Origin of the sequence: Sphingomonas mangrovi, from assembly GCF_047975845.1 — a bacterium.
Taxonomy (GTDB): domain Bacteria; phylum Pseudomonadota; class Alphaproteobacteria; order Sphingomonadales; family Sphingomonadaceae; genus Sphingomonas.
Window position 1 is genome coordinate 12,205 of the sequence record NZ_JBIUCZ010000035.1, and the last position, 15,924, is coordinate 28,128.

18 protein-coding genes are annotated in these 15,924 nt (G+C 70.5%); 9 read left to right on the top strand and 9 right to left on the bottom strand.

Features of this window, described 5'->3' with window-relative positions; all coding sequences use genetic code 11:
* The 7 genes from ACBY01_RS14655 (at position 1) to feoB (ending at position 6,125) form a co-directional block, all read left to right on the top strand.
* On the top strand, positions 1-624 hold the full coding sequence (locus tag ACBY01_RS14655; protein ID WP_416461677.1) for a riboflavin synthase: 624 nt from the start codon (positions 1-3) through the stop codon (positions 622-624).
* Positions 611-1,768: a 3,4-dihydroxy-2-butanone-4-phosphate synthase gene (gene ribB / locus ACBY01_RS14660; protein WP_416461678.1), complete on the top strand. Its 1,158-nt coding sequence runs from the start codon at positions 611-613 to the stop codon at positions 1,766-1,768. The genes ACBY01_RS14655 and ribB overlap by 14 nt, the downstream gene beginning before the upstream one ends.
* A 1-nt stretch (position 1,769) precedes the next feature.
* The gene (ribH, locus tag ACBY01_RS14665) at positions 1,770-2,189 is read left to right on the top strand and encodes a 6,7-dimethyl-8-ribityllumazine synthase (RefSeq protein WP_416461679.1); all 420 of its coding nucleotides are present in this window, start codon (positions 1,770-1,772) and stop codon (positions 2,187-2,189) included.
* 28 nt (positions 2,190-2,217) lie between these two features.
* Complete coding sequence (locus ACBY01_RS14670; RefSeq protein ID WP_416461680.1) at positions 2,218-3,129, top strand: DMT family transporter; 912 nt, start codon at positions 2,218-2,220, stop codon at positions 3,127-3,129.
* A gap of 19 nt (positions 3,130-3,148) precedes the next feature.
* Positions 3,149-3,817, top strand: a complete 669-nt coding sequence (locus ACBY01_RS14675) for a COQ9 family protein (RefSeq protein ID WP_416461681.1) — start codon at positions 3,149-3,151, stop codon at positions 3,815-3,817.
* A gap of 175 nt (positions 3,818-3,992) precedes the next feature.
* A complete protein-coding gene (locus ACBY01_RS14680) occupies positions 3,993-4,250 on the top strand; it encodes a FeoA family protein (protein WP_416461682.1) in 258 nt (85 codons plus the stop codon).
* Between the two features lie 18 nt (positions 4,251-4,268).
* Positions 4,269-6,125 carry a ferrous iron transporter B gene (gene feoB / locus ACBY01_RS14685; protein ID WP_416461683.1) on the top strand — a complete coding sequence of 619 codons (1,857 nt, stop codon included), beginning with the start codon at positions 4,269-4,271 and terminating at the stop codon, positions 6,123-6,125.
* Between the two features lie 135 nt (positions 6,126-6,260).
* Here the strand turns inward: feoB and ACBY01_RS14690 are convergent, their stop codons facing one another.
* The 3 genes from ACBY01_RS14690 to ACBY01_RS14700 form a co-directional block, all read right to left on the bottom strand.
* Entirely contained in the window at positions 6,261-6,842 is a 582-nt protein-coding gene (locus ACBY01_RS14690; protein WP_416461684.1) for an OmpA family protein, read from the bottom strand.
* Positions 6,839-7,387, bottom strand: a complete 549-nt coding sequence (locus ACBY01_RS14695) for a hypothetical protein (RefSeq protein ID WP_416461685.1) — start codon at positions 7,385-7,387, stop codon at positions 6,839-6,841. Before ACBY01_RS14695 ends, ACBY01_RS14690 begins: the two co-directional genes overlap by 4 nt.
* A gap of 121 nt (positions 7,388-7,508) precedes the next feature.
* Positions 7,509-7,691 (bottom strand): DUF4169 family protein, encoded by a 183-nt coding sequence (locus tag ACBY01_RS14700; protein ID WP_416461686.1) that lies wholly within the window; start codon positions 7,689-7,691, stop codon positions 7,509-7,511.
* A 92-nt stretch (positions 7,692-7,783) separates the two neighbouring features.
* Between ACBY01_RS14700 and ssb the strand changes: the two genes are divergently transcribed.
* Positions 7,784-8,350 carry a single-stranded DNA-binding protein gene (ssb, locus tag ACBY01_RS14705; RefSeq protein WP_416461687.1) on the top strand — a complete coding sequence of 189 codons (567 nt, stop codon included), beginning with the start codon at positions 7,784-7,786 and terminating at the stop codon, positions 8,348-8,350.
* A 182-nt stretch (positions 8,351-8,532) separates the two neighbouring features.
* On the opposite strand, the gene metW is transcribed toward ssb, so the two are convergent.
* The 4 genes from metW to recQ are packed head-to-tail and all read right to left on the bottom strand — an operon-like array spanning position 8,533 to position 12,460.
* Positions 8,533-9,123 carry a methionine biosynthesis protein MetW gene (gene metW / locus ACBY01_RS14710; protein ID WP_416461688.1) on the bottom strand — a complete coding sequence of 197 codons (591 nt, stop codon included), beginning with the start codon at positions 9,121-9,123 and terminating at the stop codon, positions 8,533-8,535.
* A complete protein-coding gene (gene metX, locus ACBY01_RS14715; protein ID WP_416461689.1) occupies positions 9,120-10,253 on the bottom strand; it encodes a homoserine O-acetyltransferase MetX in 1,134 nt (377 codons plus the stop codon). Before metX ends, metW begins: the two co-directional genes overlap by 4 nt.
* Positions 10,254-10,268: 15 nt before the next feature.
* Positions 10,269-10,694, bottom strand: a complete 426-nt coding sequence (locus ACBY01_RS14720) for a protein tyrosine phosphatase family protein (protein ID WP_416461691.1) — start codon at positions 10,692-10,694, stop codon at positions 10,269-10,271.
* A complete protein-coding gene (recQ, locus tag ACBY01_RS14725) occupies positions 10,691-12,460 on the bottom strand; it encodes a DNA helicase RecQ (RefSeq protein ID WP_416461692.1) in 1,770 nt (589 codons plus the stop codon). The genes ACBY01_RS14720 and recQ overlap by 4 nt, the downstream gene beginning before the upstream one ends.
* Positions 12,461-12,877: 417 nt before the next feature.
* On the opposite strand from recQ, the gene ACBY01_RS14730 reads away from it, so the two are divergent.
* Positions 12,878-14,350 (top strand): S41 family peptidase, encoded by a 1,473-nt coding sequence (locus ACBY01_RS14730; RefSeq protein WP_416461693.1) that lies wholly within the window; start codon positions 12,878-12,880, stop codon positions 14,348-14,350.
* A 94-nt stretch (positions 14,351-14,444) separates the two neighbouring features.
* On the opposite strand, the gene ACBY01_RS14735 is transcribed toward ACBY01_RS14730, so the two are convergent.
* Together ACBY01_RS14735 and ACBY01_RS14740 are read right to left on the bottom strand one after the other, a co-directional pair.
* Entirely contained in the window at positions 14,445-14,960 is a 516-nt protein-coding gene (locus ACBY01_RS14735) for a YciE/YciF ferroxidase family protein (protein ID WP_416461694.1), read from the bottom strand.
* A 157-nt stretch (positions 14,961-15,117) separates the two neighbouring features.
* Entirely contained in the window at positions 15,118-15,915 is a 798-nt protein-coding gene (locus ACBY01_RS14740) for a hypothetical protein (protein ID WP_416461695.1), read from the bottom strand.
* Positions 15,916-15,924 lie beyond the last annotated feature (9 nt).

Sequence of the window (15,924 nt, forward strand, 5' to 3'; positions counted from 1 at the left end):
ATGTTCACCGGAATCGTCACCGACATCGGCACCATCGAGGCCGTCGAGCAGACGGGCGACCTGCGCGTCCGCATCGCCACCGCTTACGACACCGCAACCGTCGACCTGGGCGCGTCGATCGCCTGTTCGGGCGTCTGCCTGACTGTGGTCGACAAGGGGCCGGGCTGGTTCGCGGTCGACGTCTCGGGCGAAACGGTGTCGCGCACCGCGCGCGACCAGTGGACCGCCGGCCGTCGCCTCAACCTGGAACGCGCGCTCAAGCTGGGCGACGAACTGGGCGGGCACATCGTCACCGGCCATGTCGACGGCCTGGGCGACGTGATCGAGGTGCGCGAGGAAGGCGGCTCGCACCGCGTCACCATCCAGGCCGGGCCGGAGATCGCCCCCTATCTGGCGGCCAAGGGCTCCGTCACCGTCGACGGCGTGTCGCTGACCGTCAACAGCGTCGAGGACGGGCCCGAGGGCACGCGCTTCGGGCTCAACATCATTCCCCATACCGCGCAGGTCACCACCTTCGCCGACATCGCCGAGGGGCAGGCGGTCAATCTCGAGATCGACGTGCTCGCCCGCTATCTCCAGCGCATGGAGCGCTATCGTGAAAGGACGCAGCATGGCGCTGCCTGACCCCGCCCGCATTCCCGTCGAGCCCGCGCGCCTGCGCCACGGCTTCCTCTCTTCGCCCGAGGAGATCATCGACGAGGCGCGCAACGGCCGCATGTTCATCCTGGTCGACGACGAGGACCGGGAGAACGAAGGCGATCTGGTGATCCCGGCGCAGATGGCGACGCCGGAAAAGATCAACTTCATGGTGACGCACGGCCGCGGCCTCGTCTGCCTGGCGCTGTCCAAGCCGCGGGTCGAGGAACTCGGGCTGGAGCTGATGAGCCGCAACAACGGCACGCGGCACGAAACCGCCTTCACCGTCTCGATCGAGGCGAAGGAAGGCGTCAGCACCGGCATCTCCGCGGCCGATCGCGCGCGCACCATCGCGGTCGCGGTCGATGCGACCAAGGGCGCGGCCGACATCGTCACGCCGGGCCATGTCTTCCCGCTGATCGCCCGCGACGGCGGCGTGCTGGTGCGCGCCGGCCATACCGAGGCGGCGGTCGACGTGGCGCGGCTCGCCGGGCTCAACCCCGCGGGCGTGATCTGCGAGATCATGAACGAGGACGGCACCATGTCGCGCCTCGACGACCTGGTCGGCTTCGCGCAGCTCCACGGGCTCAAGATCGGCACGATCCGCGACCTGATCGCCTATCGCCGCCGCCACGACCATCTGGTCGAGACGCGCTCCGAAAGCCGCTTCACCAGCCGCTGGGGTGGCGAGTGGACGGCGATGACCTTCTGGAACAAGGCCACGGGCAGCGAGCAGGTCGCACTGGTCAAGGGGCGCATCGATCCTGCCAGGCCTACCCTGGTCCGCATGCACGCGCTGTCGCCGTTCGCCGACATCTTTGGTGAGACCGGCCAGCGCTGCGACCTGCTCAGCCGATCGATGGAGATCATCGGCGAGGAAGGCGCGGGCGTGATCGTGGTGATCAACAAGCCGCGGCTCGACCAGTTCACCGTCGCGATGCAGGCGCGCACCGGCGAGCTCAACCCGGCCGACATGGACCAGCTGCGCGACTATGGCGTGGGTGCCATGATCCTCAACGAACTGGGCGTCGCCGAAATGGTGCTGCTCACCAACACCCATCACACCCTCGTTGGGCTCGACGGCTACGGCCTGTCGATCGTCGGCGAACGTCCCATCGATACGGAGCGCTGACATGGCCCGCATTCTGATCGTCGAAGCGCGCTTCTACGACCACCTCAACGACCTGCTGCTCGACGGTGCGCGCACCGCGCTGCAAGAAGCGGGACAGGATTACGAGATCGTTACCGTGCCCGGCGCGCTGGAGATACCCGGCGCGGTCGCGATGGCGGCGGAGACCGGCCAGTTCGACGCCTATGTCGGCCTGGGCGTGGTGATCCGCGGCGAGACCTATCATTTCGAGATCGTCGCCAACGAAAGCGCGCGCGGGCTGATGGCGCTGGCGATGGACGGCCTGCCGATCGGCAATGGCATCCTGACCGTCGAGGACGAGGCGCAGGCGCTCGCCCGCGCCGACCGCAACGACAAGGACAAGGGCGGGGAAGCCGCCAAGGCGGCGCTCGCCATGCTGGCGCTGCGCCAGCGCTTCGCCTGACCGTCCCGATCGGGCGGCGGCAGATCCGGTGCCCGGCGATCGCAGCGGATCGACGCCGGGGCTGATCGCGGCGATCGCCGCCAACGTCACGCTCGCGATCGGGCCGTGGCTGGTGCGGCTCGCCGAGACCGGGCCGGTCGCCACCGGCTTCTGGCGGCTGGCGCTGGCGATGCCGGCGATGCTCGCCTGGTCGGCGCTCGCCAACCCCGGCGCGCTGCGCAAGGGACGCGCCTTCTGGCCGGTGCTGCTGGTTGCGGGGCTCGCCTTCGCGGCCGATCTCGCGACCTGGAACGTCAGCATCCATCGGACGACGCTGGCCAATGCGACGCTGTTCGCCAATTCGGCGACGCTGATCTATCCCGTCTACGGCTTCCTGATCGCCCGCGCCTGGCCGAGCCGGCCGCAGGTCGCGGCCCTGCTGCTGGCGATGCTGGGCGGGGGGCTGCTGCTCGGCCGGTCGGCGGAGCTGTCGCCCGCGCATCTGGTGGGCGACCTGCTCGCGCTGTTCGCAGGGCTGGCCTACGCCGTCTATTTCATCGGCATGGCGCGGGTGCGCGCGGCGGTGCCGCCGATGCCGGCGCTTGCGCTCTCCGGCGTGGCGACGATGGCGCCGCTGCTGCTGCTCGCAATAGCGCTCGGCGAGCGGCTGGTGCCGGGCGATCTCGCCGGCTGGGGGACGCTCGCGGCGCTCGCGCTGGTCAGCCAGCTGCTGGGGCAGGGGCTGATGATCTATGCGCTCGGCCGGCTGCCGCCGCTGGTGATCGGCATCACCCTGCTGATCCAGCCGGTCGTCGCCGGCAGCATCGGCTGGATCGCCTATGGCGAGCGCCCCGGGCTGCCCGACCTGCTGGGCGCGCTGCTCGTCGCCGCCGCGCTGGTGCTCGTCCGGCGCGAACCGGAGGTTGCGCCCGCCGCGCGCGCGACTAGATCGGACGCCTGACACTGCAAAGGAGGCCGCGATGGCGACCGCATCCCTGGAAGACGCGACGCTGGACGAGCTGCGCGCCGCGCTGGCGCCGGTGGTGGCCGCCAATGCCGCCTTCGACGGCTGGAGCCCGCAGGCGGTCGACATGGCCGCCGGGCAGCTCGGCGTCGATCCGGATGTCGCGCGCGCCGCGCTGCCGACTGCTGTCGACAGCATCGACGCCTGGTTCGCGCACGTCGACCGGGTGATGACCGAGTCGCTCCCCGTGGAGCAATTGGCCGCGATGAAGATCCGCGAGCGCATCACCGCGCTGGTCGAGGCGCGACTCGCCGCCGTGGCGCCGCAGCGCGAGGCGCTTCGCCGCGCGCTCGCGATCCTCGCCATGCCGCAGAACCTGGTGCGGGCGACGCGACTCGGCTGGCGCAGCGTCGACCTGATGTGGCGCCTCGCCGGCGACACCGCGACCGACTACAACCATTATACCAAGCGCGGCACATTGGGGGCGGTCTATGCCGCCACCGTCACCGTGTTCCTCGACGACGAGAGCGAGGGCTGGGTCGAGACCCGCGCCTTCCTCGCCCGCCGGATCGACAACATCATGCAGTTCGAAAAGGCCAAGGCCAAGCTGCTCGGCCGCGCGTCGAGCGAGCGGCGGCTGAGCCTGTCGCGCTTCGTCGGCCGGCTGCGCTACCCGGCGGTGTAGTCCGTTCCCCGGCGGAGGCCGGGGCCCAGTTGGGAAAGCCGTCGTGGGTCCGTTCGATTTTCCATGGTTCTCCCACCTGGGCCCCGGCCTCCGCCGGGGAACGATCGTCTTCATCGACTCGCTGGCGGCACCGAAAAGGCTGGCATCCCGCGTTAACTATTGATAATCAGTCGCAATGCTTTCCCCCGCCTCCACCCTGTCGCACCTTGCGCGTCACCAGCACGCGCGGATCGCCACCGTCGACTGGGAGTCGCTCCAGCCGGGCGAGGCGCGGCGGCTGCGCGAGTTCGGCGTGGACGAGGGGGTCGAGATCGAGCTGCTGCACCGCGCGTGGCTCGGCGGCGGGCCGGTGGCGTGTCGGATCGGACGGATGACGGTGGCGCTGCGCCCACACGTCGCCGCCGCCATCCGGGTCGCTGCATCGGCGGACTGAGGCGTTTCGGACAGGATCATGAATCACCCACCGCTGGTCGCGCTCGTCGGCAACCCCAATGCCGGCAAGAGCGCCTTGTTCAACGCGCTGACCGGCGCGCGGCAGAAGGTGGGCAACTATCCCGGCGTCACCGTCGAACGCCACACCGGGCGCATGGCGCTGCCCGACGGCCGCCCGGTCGAGCTGGTCGACCTGCCCGGCACCTACAGCCTCGATCCTTCGAGCCCCGACGAGGCGGTGACCCGCGACGTGGTGATCGGTCGCCAGCAGGGCGAGCGGCTGCCCGACGTGCTGGTGGTGGTGGCGGACGCGACCAACCTCGACAACCATCTCCGCTTCGTCCTCCAGCTCAAGGCGCTCGGCCGGCCGATGCTGCTCGCGCTCAACATGGTCGACATGGCCGAGCGCGACGGGCTGAAGTTCGACTTCGCCGCGCTCGCGGCCGAGATCGGCTGTCCGGTGGTGCCGACCGTCGCGGTGCGCAAGCGCGGGCTCGACAGCTTGCGCGAGGCGCTGGCCGAGGTGCTCGCCGCCGCGCCCGTCGCGCTGCCGCCGCCGTCCGAAGGCGTCGACGCCGACATCCGCCATTTCCAGCGCGAGGCACGGCGCATCGCCGGCGTCGCGATCATCGAACAGCCGCGCGCGCGTGCCGTCACCCGCTCGGTCGACAAGATCGCGCTGCATCCCGTGCTCGGGCCGATCATCCTGCTCGCGCTGATGTTCGTGATGTTCCAGGCGGTGTTCAGCTGGTCGGAAGCGCCGATCGGCTGGATCGAGGGGCTGCAGGGCTGGCTCGCCGACACCGCGGTCGCGCGCCTGCCCGAGAGTTTCCTGCGCGACCTGCTGGTCGAAGGCATCATCAACGGCGTCGGATCGGTGGTGGTGTTCCTGCCGCAGATCCTGATCCTGTTCCTGTTCATCCTGGTGCTGGAGGCGTCGGGCTACATGGTCCGCGCCGCGTTCCTGATGGACCGGCTGATGGCGAGCGTCGGGCTGTCCGGGCGCGCGTTCATCCCGCTGCTCTCGTCCTTCGCCTGCGCGATCCCCGGCATCATGGCGACGCGTGCGATCGACGATCCCAAGGAGCGGCTGACCACCATCCTGATCGCGCCGCTGATGACCTGTTCGGCGCGCCTGCCGGTCTATGCGCTCATCATCGCCGCGTTCATCCCCGCGCGCGACGTGGCGCCGGGCGTCGGCCTCCAGGGGCTGGTGCTGTTCGTGCTCTACCTCGCCGGCATCGTCGGCGCGGTCGCCGCCGCCTTCGTACTGCGGCGGACGCTCGCCAAGGGGCAGAGCGGCGGCTTCATGATGGAGATGCCGCGCTACCAGATGCCGTCGCTGCGCGACGTCACGCTGGGGCTGTGGCACCGCGGATACGTGTTCCTGCGCCGCGCGGGCACGACGATCATGACGGTGACGGTCGCGCTGTGGCTGCTCGCTTCCTACCCGGTCGCACCCGAGGGCGTGAAGCAGAGCGAATATTCGGCAGCCGGGCGCATCGCCTCTGGGCTGGAGGTCGTGCTGCGGCCGATCGGCTTCAACCACGAGATGTCGCTGGCGGTGATCCCGGCGATGGCGGCGCGCGAGGTCGCGGTGTCGGCGCTCCAGACCGTCTATGCGATCGACGCGCCGGACGAGGAACAGGGCGCGCAGGAACTCGGCGGGCGGCTGTCCGGCCGCTGGAGCCTGCCGACCGCGCTGGCCTTCCTCGCCTGGTTCGTGTTCGCGCCGCAGTGCCTGTCGACCATCGCGGTGACTAGGCGCGAGACCAACGGCTGGCCCGTGCCGGCGCTGATGCTGGGGTATCTGTTCGGGCTGGCCTATGTGGCGGCGGGCATCACCTACTGGAGCGCCGTCGCGCTGGGGCTGTAGGCCAGCGCGTACCGCGAGAGGGACCGTACCCCGGCGCAGGCCGGGGCCCAGTTGCGGTGCCGTTCGAACTGGGACGCTATCCGTAGCCGCCTTCCCAACTGGACCCCGGCCTGCGCCGGGGTACGCAAGGCGGGCTCAGTCCGGCAGTACCACCTCGACCCGGCGGTTCTTGGCGCGGCCGTCCGGATCGTCGCCACCGCCCGGCGTCGCGTTGGGCGCGATCGGCGCGCTCTCGCCCTTGCCCTCCACCACGAAGCGGCGGGTGCGCACGCCCACCTGCTGCCCCATCCAGTCCGCCACCGCCTGCGCGCGCGCTTCGGAGAGCGTCTGGTTGTAGGCGTCCTCCCCCTTGGCGTCGGTGTGACCCAGGATGCGGACCTCGTCCGGCGGGCTCGAGCGCAGCAGTTCGGCGACCTTGGCGAGGTTCGTCTCGGCGCCAGGCTCCAGCTCGGCCGAATCGAACGCGAACAGCGTGTCGGTCGGAAGGTCCACCACCCGGCCATAGTCGGTGGTGCGGACGGTGAGGCCGCTCACGTCGGCGGTGAGGTCGCTCACCGAACCGTGAACCGCGCCGCCCGCCGGCACCTGACCGGGTTCAGGCGCAGGCGCGGGCGCTTCTGCCGACTTTTGGGTAGGCACGGCGTCGTTGCCGGCTTGCGGCGCGGGCGAGCAGGCGGCGAGCCCCAGGCACGCCGCCAGACCGATCGGGCGGATCACCGCGTGACCGGCACGCCGTCGAACGGCGCCACCTCGGGGATGTTGATCGACACGGTCTGGCCGCCCGCGGCGGGGGCCGGCGTCTTGAACCAGACGATCGTCGGCGTGTCCCGGAGGTTCAGGTGGAGCGCGCTGCCGTTGAAGTTGAGCGGGGCGGCGAGCCACTTGTCGCTGTTGTCCTTGAGCACGCCCAGCTGCTTGGATGTCGCGTCGTCGACGACGCTGATCCGCTCGACCGGCACGAAGCTGGTGCCCTTGCCGCCCGAGAAGCTGAGCTGGATCGTCAGGATGTCGCCCGTGACCGCGACCTTGTTGAGCGCCACCTGCGATCCGTCGGGGCCGGGCTGGGTCTGGATCGCCGCGGCGGCCGGCGCTGCGGCTGCCGGGGTGGCCTCCGCTGCCGGCGCTTCGTCGCGCACCACCCCCTGATCGGTCGTGTCGGTCGCGACCGGCGCTTCGGCGGTGTCGTCCGCGGTCGGCGCGCCACAGGCAGCGAGCGGCAGCGCGAGGATCATCGCACCGGGCGTCAGAAAGCGGCGGACCAAGGCAATTCTCCCGAAGTTGTCGCTCGGGAAGGTACGTTGCCGCTGCGTAATGGTTCCAGCCCCGTGCGACGGGCCGAGCCCCGGCTCTCCCAGGATGCGGCGGTGGCGGATCCCTGTTACGCTATTCCTTCGGCTCAAGGCGGGCGCCGTCGAGCGTGCGCTCGGCGCGGTCGGCGGCGATCTTGTCGGCCTTTTTCTCGGCCTTGGTGCGGCCGAAGCGGTGGCGGTTGGCGTCGGCCTCTGCCGCCCGCTCGGCGCGGGCACGGGCCTTTCGGGCGCGGTTCAGGTTGATGATCTCGGCCATGGCGCCTAGTCTATCGCACCTGCGCCGGCCGGCATACGTCGCTCAGACCGATCGCCCCGCGCGCCCGCATTTTCGAGAGTAATGGAGACAACATGGCCGGCAGCGTCAACAAGGTCATTCTGGTCGGCAACCTGGGCCGCGATCCCGAATCGCGCAGCTTCCAGAACGGCGGCAAGGTGGTGAACCTGCGCATCGCCACGTCCGAATCGTGGAAGGACCGCAACTCGGGCGAGCGCAAGGAAAAGACCGAGTGGCATTCGGTCGCGATCTTCAACGAAGGCCTGGCCAACGTCGCCGAGCGCTACCTGCGCAAGGGCTCGAAGGTGTACATCGAAGGCCAGCTCCAGACCCGCAAGTGGCAGGACCAGAACGGCCAGGACAAATACTCGACCGAGGTGGTGCTGCAGGGCTTCAACTCGGTGCTGACGATGCTCGACGGTCCGGGCGGCAGCCAGGGTGGCGGCGGCAACCGCGGCGGCGGTGACGATTTCGGCGGTGGCGACGATTTCGGCGGCGGCTCGGGCGGTCGCGGCGGCAGCTTCAACAGCGGCGGCGGGCGCAGCGGCGGCGGTAGCCGTTCGGGCGGCGGCGGTAGCAGCAGCGGCGGCGGGTTCGGCGGCGGCTTCTCCGACGATCTGGACGACGACGTGCCGTTCTGATCGCCGGGTTCGATGCGAACGGGGAAGGGGGCCGCGCGCCCCCTTTTTCGTCTCTGCGATCCTCAGCAAGAACCGGATCCCTGCGCAGGCAGGGATCCAGGGCCAAGCAGAACAACGGTCCTTAGAGCTTAGAAACCCTGGGCTCCTGCCTTCGCAGGAGCACGCCGCAGAGGGGTGCCGGCTTACCGCCGCAGCAGGAACACCGCGTGTTCGGCGCGGAAGTTGGCGGCGGCGGCGCTGGTGCGGCGGTCGCCCTTCAGGAACCAGGCGTCTTCCACGGTGATGCCGCGTTCGCGCACCAAGGCGCGGAAGTCGTCGATGGTGACGTGGTGGATGTTGGGCGTGTCGTACCAGGGCACCGGCAGCAGCCGCGTGACCGGCATCCGCCCGCCCCACAGCAGCGACGCGCGCACGCGCCAGTGGGCGAAGTTCGGAAAGGACACGAACGCACGCCGGCCGATGCGCAGCAGATGGTCGAGCACGAGGTGCGGGCGCATCGTCGTCTGCAGCGTCTGGCTGAGGATCGCATAGTCGAAGCTGGCGTCGGGATAGCCGGCAAGATCGGTGTCGGCGTCACCCTGCACCACCGACAGCCCGCGCGCGACCGCGGCGGCAACGTTGCGGGGGTCGATCTCCAGCCCGCGCGCGTCGACGTTGCGCGTGTCGCGCAGCGCCGCCATCAGCGCGCCGTCGCCGCAGCCGACGTCGAGCACGCGCGCGCCCTCCGCGACGTTTGCGGCGATCACGGCGAGGTCGGGACGCAGCGCGCTCATGCCCGCCCCCAGGTGAGGAAGCCGCGCACCACCCGGTCGAGCTCGGGCGAATCGAGCAGGAAGGCGTCGTGGCCGAACGGGCTGGAGAGCTCGACGAAGCTCGCGCGGGCACCGGCAGCATTGAGCGCCTGCACCATCACCCGCGATTCGGCGGTGGGATAGAGCCAGTCGGTGTCGAAGCTGACGATGCAGAAGCGCGTCGCGGTGTCGCGGAATGCGTTGGCGAGCATGCCGCCATGCTCTTCCGCGAGGTCGAAATAGTCGAGCGCGCGGGTGATATAGAGATAGGAGTTGGCGTCGAACCGGTCGGTGAACGCGAGGCCCTGGTGGCGCAGATAGCTTTCGACCTGGAAGTCGGCGTCGAAGCCGAAGGTCTTGGCGCCGGCCTGCCCGTCGGGGCGTGCCTGGAGGCGTCGGCCGAACTTCGCGGTGAGTCCCGCTTCCGACAGATAGGTGATGTGCGCGGCCATGCGCGCGACCGCGAGGCCGGCGGCGGGCGGGTCGCCGCTCTCGTAATAGGCGCCCTGTCGCCATTTGGGATCGGCCATGATCGCCTGGCGACCGACCTCGTGGAAGGCGATGTTCTGCGCGGAATGGCGCGCGGTGGCGGCGATCACCACCGCCGCCTCGACGCGATCGGGAAAGGTCGCGGCCCAGGACAGCGCCTGCATCCCACCCATCGACCCGCCGACGACGGCGGCGAGCCGGTCGATGTTGAGATGGTCGAGCAGCAGCGCCTGCGCGCGTACCATGTCGCGGATGGTGATGACCGGGAAGGCCATGCCCCATTGCTGGCCGGTCGCGGGGTCGATCGAGGCGGGGCCGGACGACCCCATGCAGCTGCCGAGCACGTTGGAGCAGATCACGAACCAGCGGTCGGTGTCGATCGGCTTGCCGGGACCGACCATACGCGTCCACCAGCCGGGCTTTCCGGTGACGGGATGGTCGGAGGCGAGATACTGGTCGCCGGTCAGTGCGTGGCAGACGAGCACCGCATTGTCGGCCGCCGGCGACAGCGTGCCATAGGTCTCGTAGCCGATCTCGACCGCAGGCAGCGACGCGCCGCCGTCGAGCGGCAGCGGGCCGGCGAGCCGCGCCCGGCGGCGCAGACCGAAGCGTTCGTCTGCCATGCTAGCGCTGTCGGCTCACCGGCCGCTCAGTGCGTCCAGCATCGGGCGGATGCCCGAGAGGTTGTAGTCCGCGCCCGCCGCCTTTTCGACCAGCTCGGCAGGGTCGCCACCGGCCTTGGCCTCGGCCAGCGCCCACAGGTTGCACGAGCGCGTCCCCGTGCGGCAATAGGCGAGCACCGGACCGTCGGCCGCATCGAGCGCTGCGCGCATCGCGTCGAGCTGGCCGTGGCCGAAGCCCGCATGGGTCACCGGGATCGCGGTATAGGCGAGGCCGGCGGCTTCGGCCGCAGCCTGGATCTCGGCGCCCGACGGCTGGCCCGGCTCCTCGTCATCGGGGCGGTTGTTGATCACCGCCTTGAAGCCGGCGGCGGCGATGTCCGGCATCTGCTCGGGCGTGATCTGGGGGGCGACGGAGACCTTGCTGTCGATGGTGCGGATCATGCTGCCTCGCGGATGACCTGGAGAAAGGCGTCGCCATACGCCTCCAGCTTGCGCGCGCCAACGCCGGTGATGCGGCCGAGCGCGTCGCGGCTCGACGGGCGCATCGTCGCCATGTCGCGCAGCACGGAGTCGTGGAAGATGACGTAGGGCGGCACCGATGCCTCCTCGGCCAGTTCGCGGCGGCGGCGGCGCAGCGCCTCGAACAGCGGGTTGCCGATCGGGTTGGGGGTGGCGCCGGCCGTACCGCGGCGGCGGCGTTCGCGCTTGGGCGGCAGGACGAGCTTGAGGTCCGCCTCGCCCTTCAGCAGCCCGCGCGCGCCGGGGCCGAACTCCAGCCCGCCGTGCGGATTGGCGCGCACCGCATCGCGCAGCAGCAGCGCGCGGGCGACGGGTTTCAGGAGATGCGCCTCCTCCGCCTCGACGATGCCCCAGACCGACAGCGCCTCATGCCCGTTGGTCATGCTGCGCTCGGTCGACTGGCCCTGGAGTACCTGCTCGATATAGCCGACGCCGAACATCTGGCCGGTGCGGAACACGGCGGAGAGGAACTTCTGCGCCGTCTCGGTCGCGTCGACAGCGGCGGGCGGGTTGAGGCAGTTGTCGCAGTTGCCGCACGTCTGTGGTGGCGTTTCGCCGAAATGGGCAAGCAGGATCGCGCGGCGGCAGCCGGCGGTCTCGACCAGCGCACCCAGCGCATTGAGGCGCGCACGCTCGCCCGGCTGGCGCTCGGGCTCGACCTCGCCGATGCGCTGGCGGGCGCGGGCGAAGTCGTCCGCGCCCCAGAACAGGTGCGCCACCGCCGGGTCGCCGTCGCGCCCGGCGCGCCCGGTTTCCTGGTAATAGCCCTCGATCGACTTGGGCAGGCCGGCGTGGGCGACGAAGCGGACGTCGGGCTTGTCGATGCCCATGCCGAAGGCGACGGTGGCGACCATCACCATGTCCTCGCTCGCGACGAAATCGGCCTGGTTGCGCTGGCGAACGGCGGGGTCGAGCCCGGCGTGATAGGCGCGGACCTCGCGCTTGGGGGTCGAAAGCGCGGCGGCCAGCCGCTCGGTCGCGGCGCGGGTCGGGGCATAGACGATGCCGGGGCCGGGATGCTCGGCGAGGATGTCGGCGATCTGGCGCGTGGTGTTGTCGCGCGGGGTGATCGCGTAGCGGATGTTCGGCCGGTCGAAGCCGGCGACGATCATCCCCTCTTCGGGAATGCCCAGCTGCTCGAGGATGTCGGCGCGAGTATGCGCGTCGGCGGTGGCGGTGAGCGCCAGCCGCGGCACCTCCGGGAACTGGTCGAACAGCGGGCGCAGCAGGCGATAGTCGGGGCGGAAATCGTGGCCCCATTCGCTGACGCAATGCGCCTCGTCGATCGCGAACAGGCTCAACGGCGCCTGGCCGAGCAGGTCGCGGAAATAGCTGCCCGATGCGCGTTCGGGCGCGACGTACAACAGGTCGAGCTCGCCGGCGCGGAAGCGGGCGATCGTCTCCTGGCGGTTCTCGTCCACCGAGGTCAGCGTCGCGGCGCGGATGCCGACGGCGGTGGCGGCGCGCAGCTGGTCGTGCATCAGCGCGATCAGCGGCGAGATGACGACGCAGGTGCCGTCGAGCACCACCGAGGGGAGCTGATAGGTCAGCGACTTGCCGGCACCGGTGGGCATCACAGCAAGCGTGCGCTGGCCGGCCAGCACCCGCTCCACCACCTGCCCCTGGACGCCGCGGAAACCGGGAAAGCCGAAGGTCGACTGGAGAACGGACACGGGATCGGCGGGCATGGCGCCGCTCTAGCGGGCGCGGTCGGGCCGTGTCGAGCGTGGGGTGCCTCCCGGATCCGCCCCGGCCTGTCGAGACGGTTGCGGAACCCGGTCTCGTTCTCGTGCTGCGGACGACGGTCCTTATCCTACGCGCGGCGATGGAGTCGCAAGCGGAGCGGCAATGGATCCTGACCTTCGTCAGGATGACGCTGGGGGTGTTGCGCGCCTGTCGTAAAGGTCGCGCCTGACCCGGGGTTCGAAGACGTAGCGGAAGCCTCTTGAGGATGGCCCTGCCAAGCACGCAGTCGAACGACCCGACCGCACCGGCGAGCCCAACTATCGATCCGTCGAGTATTTACGCTTTTTCGGCTGGCGCGCGTTTTCGGCTGGCGCGCGGCATTTCCGGCGCTAGTCTGTTGGGAAACGGGGGGATTTGTCATGAAGCGTTCGCGATTGGGTGCAGCATGGAGCGCGCTCGCCTTGCTGTCGGCATGCGGCGGCGGCGGCGAGGGCAGTCTCAGCTCGGGCGGCGTCGTCACGCCGACTCCCACGCCCACCCCGACCCCCACGCCTACGCCCACCCAGACGGCGGGCTGTTCGCTGCGCGAGCGGCAGGACTGGGCCGCGGCGCAGCTCAACGAATGGTATCTCTTCCCCGAAACGCTGCCGACGTGGTTCGATCCGACGCCTTACGGCAGCGTCGAGGACTATGTCGACGCGCTGACCGCGACCGCGCGCGCGCAGGGGCGCGACCGCTATTTCACCTACCTCACCTCGATCGAGGAGGAGGAGGCCTATTACAACGCCGGGTCGAGCGCGGGCTACGGCTTCCGCCTGGGGCTGACGAGCGACGGCGCGCTGTACGTGACGGAGGCGTTCGAGGGCGGGCCGGCGCTGGCGGCGGGGATCGACCGCGGCACCCAGATCGTCGCGCTGGGCACCAGCAGCGGCACCCTCCAGACGGTGGCCAGCCTGTTGGCGTCGGGCGACACCGATGCGCTCAACGCCGCGCTGGGCGACAGCGCGGCCGGCACGCGGCGGGTGATGCAGATCCGCGACGCGAGCGGCACGCGCAACGTCACCGTGACGATGGCGGACTTCGCGCTGCAGCCGGTGTCGTCGCGCTACGGCGCCAAGATCATCGAGGATAACGGCCGCCGCGTCGGCTATCTCAACCTGCGCACCTTCATCAACACCGCCGACCCGCAGCTGCGCACCGCCTTCGCCAACTTCCGCCAGCAGGGGGTGACCGACTTCGTGGTCGACCTGCGCTACAACGGCGGCGGGCTGATCAGCATCGCCCAGCTGATGGGCGACCTGATGGGCGCCAATCGCGCCCCCAGCGAGGTGTTCACCAAGATCAGCTTCCGCCCGTCCAAGGCCGAGAACAACGAGATCGGCTATTTCGACCCGCAGCCGCAGTCGGTGGCGCCCACCCGCGTCGCCTTCATCGGCACCGGCGGCACCGCCTCGGCCAGCGAGATGGTGATCAACGGCTTCGTGCCGTACCTGCGCAGCAACATGGCGCTGGTCGGCAGCAACACCTACGGCAAGCCGGTCGGCCAGATCGCGCTCGACAAGCCGGCGTGCGACGACCGGCTGCGCGTGATCGCGCTGGCGGTGCAGAATGCCGCGGGCAACGCCGACTATTACAACGGGCTGGCGAGCACCGTGCCCAACAGCTGCCAGGCGTACGACGACATCAGCTATCCGCTGGGCGATCCGCGCGAGTCCTCGACGCGTCAGGCGCTCGACTTCCTGGCCGGGCGCAGCTGCACCCCAATCACCGGTACCGCCCGCAGTGCGAACGCGCGGACGACGCGCGCGCTGCGCGCGCTCGGCAGCGAACGCCAGCTGCTGACCCCCGCCAAGCCGACGCCGGCGCAGCGCGAGGTGCCCGGGCTGTTCTGACCCTCCGGCGGCGCCGGCCCGCTTCCCGACCCCGCCCTCCGACAGCGAGGTCAGGGAAGGCGCGGGTCGGGGTGCGCTCCGAAGGCGCAGCGGGTCAGGCGCGCTGCAGTTCCGCGGCGCGGTTGACGCGGGCTTCGGCCAGGTCGGAGAGCTTGGCGTCGGTCGCCTTCTCCTCGTCCAGCGTCTCGCCGAGGATGCGCGCGCAGTCGGTGCGGCCGAGCTCGCGCGCCCAGGCGATCAGCGTGCCGTATTGCGCGATCTCGTAATGCTCGACCATCTGCGCGCCGAAGGCGAGCGCGGCGTCGAGCACCTGCTTGTCGTCGATGTCGGAGGCAGTGCCGTTGGCCGCCTTGAGGATGCCGTCGATCGCGGGGCAGGTCGTCTCGTCGGCGGTGGTGCCGTGCATCTCGAACACCTGCTCCAGCCGGCGGCGCTGGTTCTCGGTCTCGCGCAGATGCTGCTCGAACCCGGCCTTGAGCTCGAGGTTGGTGGCCATGTCGATCATCTTGGGCAGCGTTTCGACGATCTGCCGCTCGGCATAATAGATCGTCTTGAGGCCGTGGACGAACAGGTCGTCGAGCGTGTGGGTGTCGGCTCCGAAGAGGCTCATGACGTGCTCCTGCGTATTCGGGGCGCCCGGGGGGGGCCGGACGTGCAGGGGAAACGCCCGGCCCGCGACCGAGGTGCCGCCCGAAACCCGCGTTATTTCATTCACATAGGTTGCATGCGGCCGCGGAAGGTTAGGCGAAGGTTAGGCCAAGACGCGGCTATTCCTCCGCCTCACGCTGGCGCCGCAACTGGCGATGGGCGCGCGCCGCCGCGCCATCCTCCTCGACCTGCGGCGCGACGAAATGCTGGCGGTTGAACTCGGGATAGCAGTGGTAGAGGTCGGCCATCGCCCCGGCCGTGTCGATCGCATCGGCGAGCCGATCGGGCGCCATCAGCCGGTGCGGCTCGGCCGGAGCAATCGGGGCGAGCGCCGCCATCGCGCCGGCGAAATCGGCGGCGGCGGGCGCGGCGGGTGCGGTGGCCTGGGCGGGCGGCGCATCGGCACGCTCGACCCGGCCGAAGCGTTCGGGGCGATAGGCGCGCAGCAGGAACATCAGCAGCCGGTCGTTGTACTGGCGCCGCGCGCCGATGCGGGCGCCGTCGCGATCGAACACCGGCACGTCGACGCCCTCGATTGCCCGCGAGAAGGCGACGGCGGCGAGATGATCGGCAGCGGCATCGAGCGCCGCGTCCCAGGCGCGCGCGAAGCTCTCCGCGCCGGGCGCGCGGCGCAGGCGATAGGCGCTCTGCACCGACATATCGACCGCGCGGCACGCGTCGGTGACGAGGCCGGTGTCGGCGAGCGCCTCGACGAAGCGGCGCTGGACGTCGGGCGACCAGCCGTCCGCGCGGGGCCGGCGCAGCACCGGACGCCATTCGAAATCGGCGGGATCGAAGCCGTGGGCGTCGAGCGCGGCCGGGGGCGTGGCCGGCGGCTGGGCCGGCGCTTGGGTGGGGAGGGCATCGCGGGCCGAAGGGTTGGCGGGTGTGGCGGGCGGGTTGGCGGAGTCGCGCATCGGCGAAGA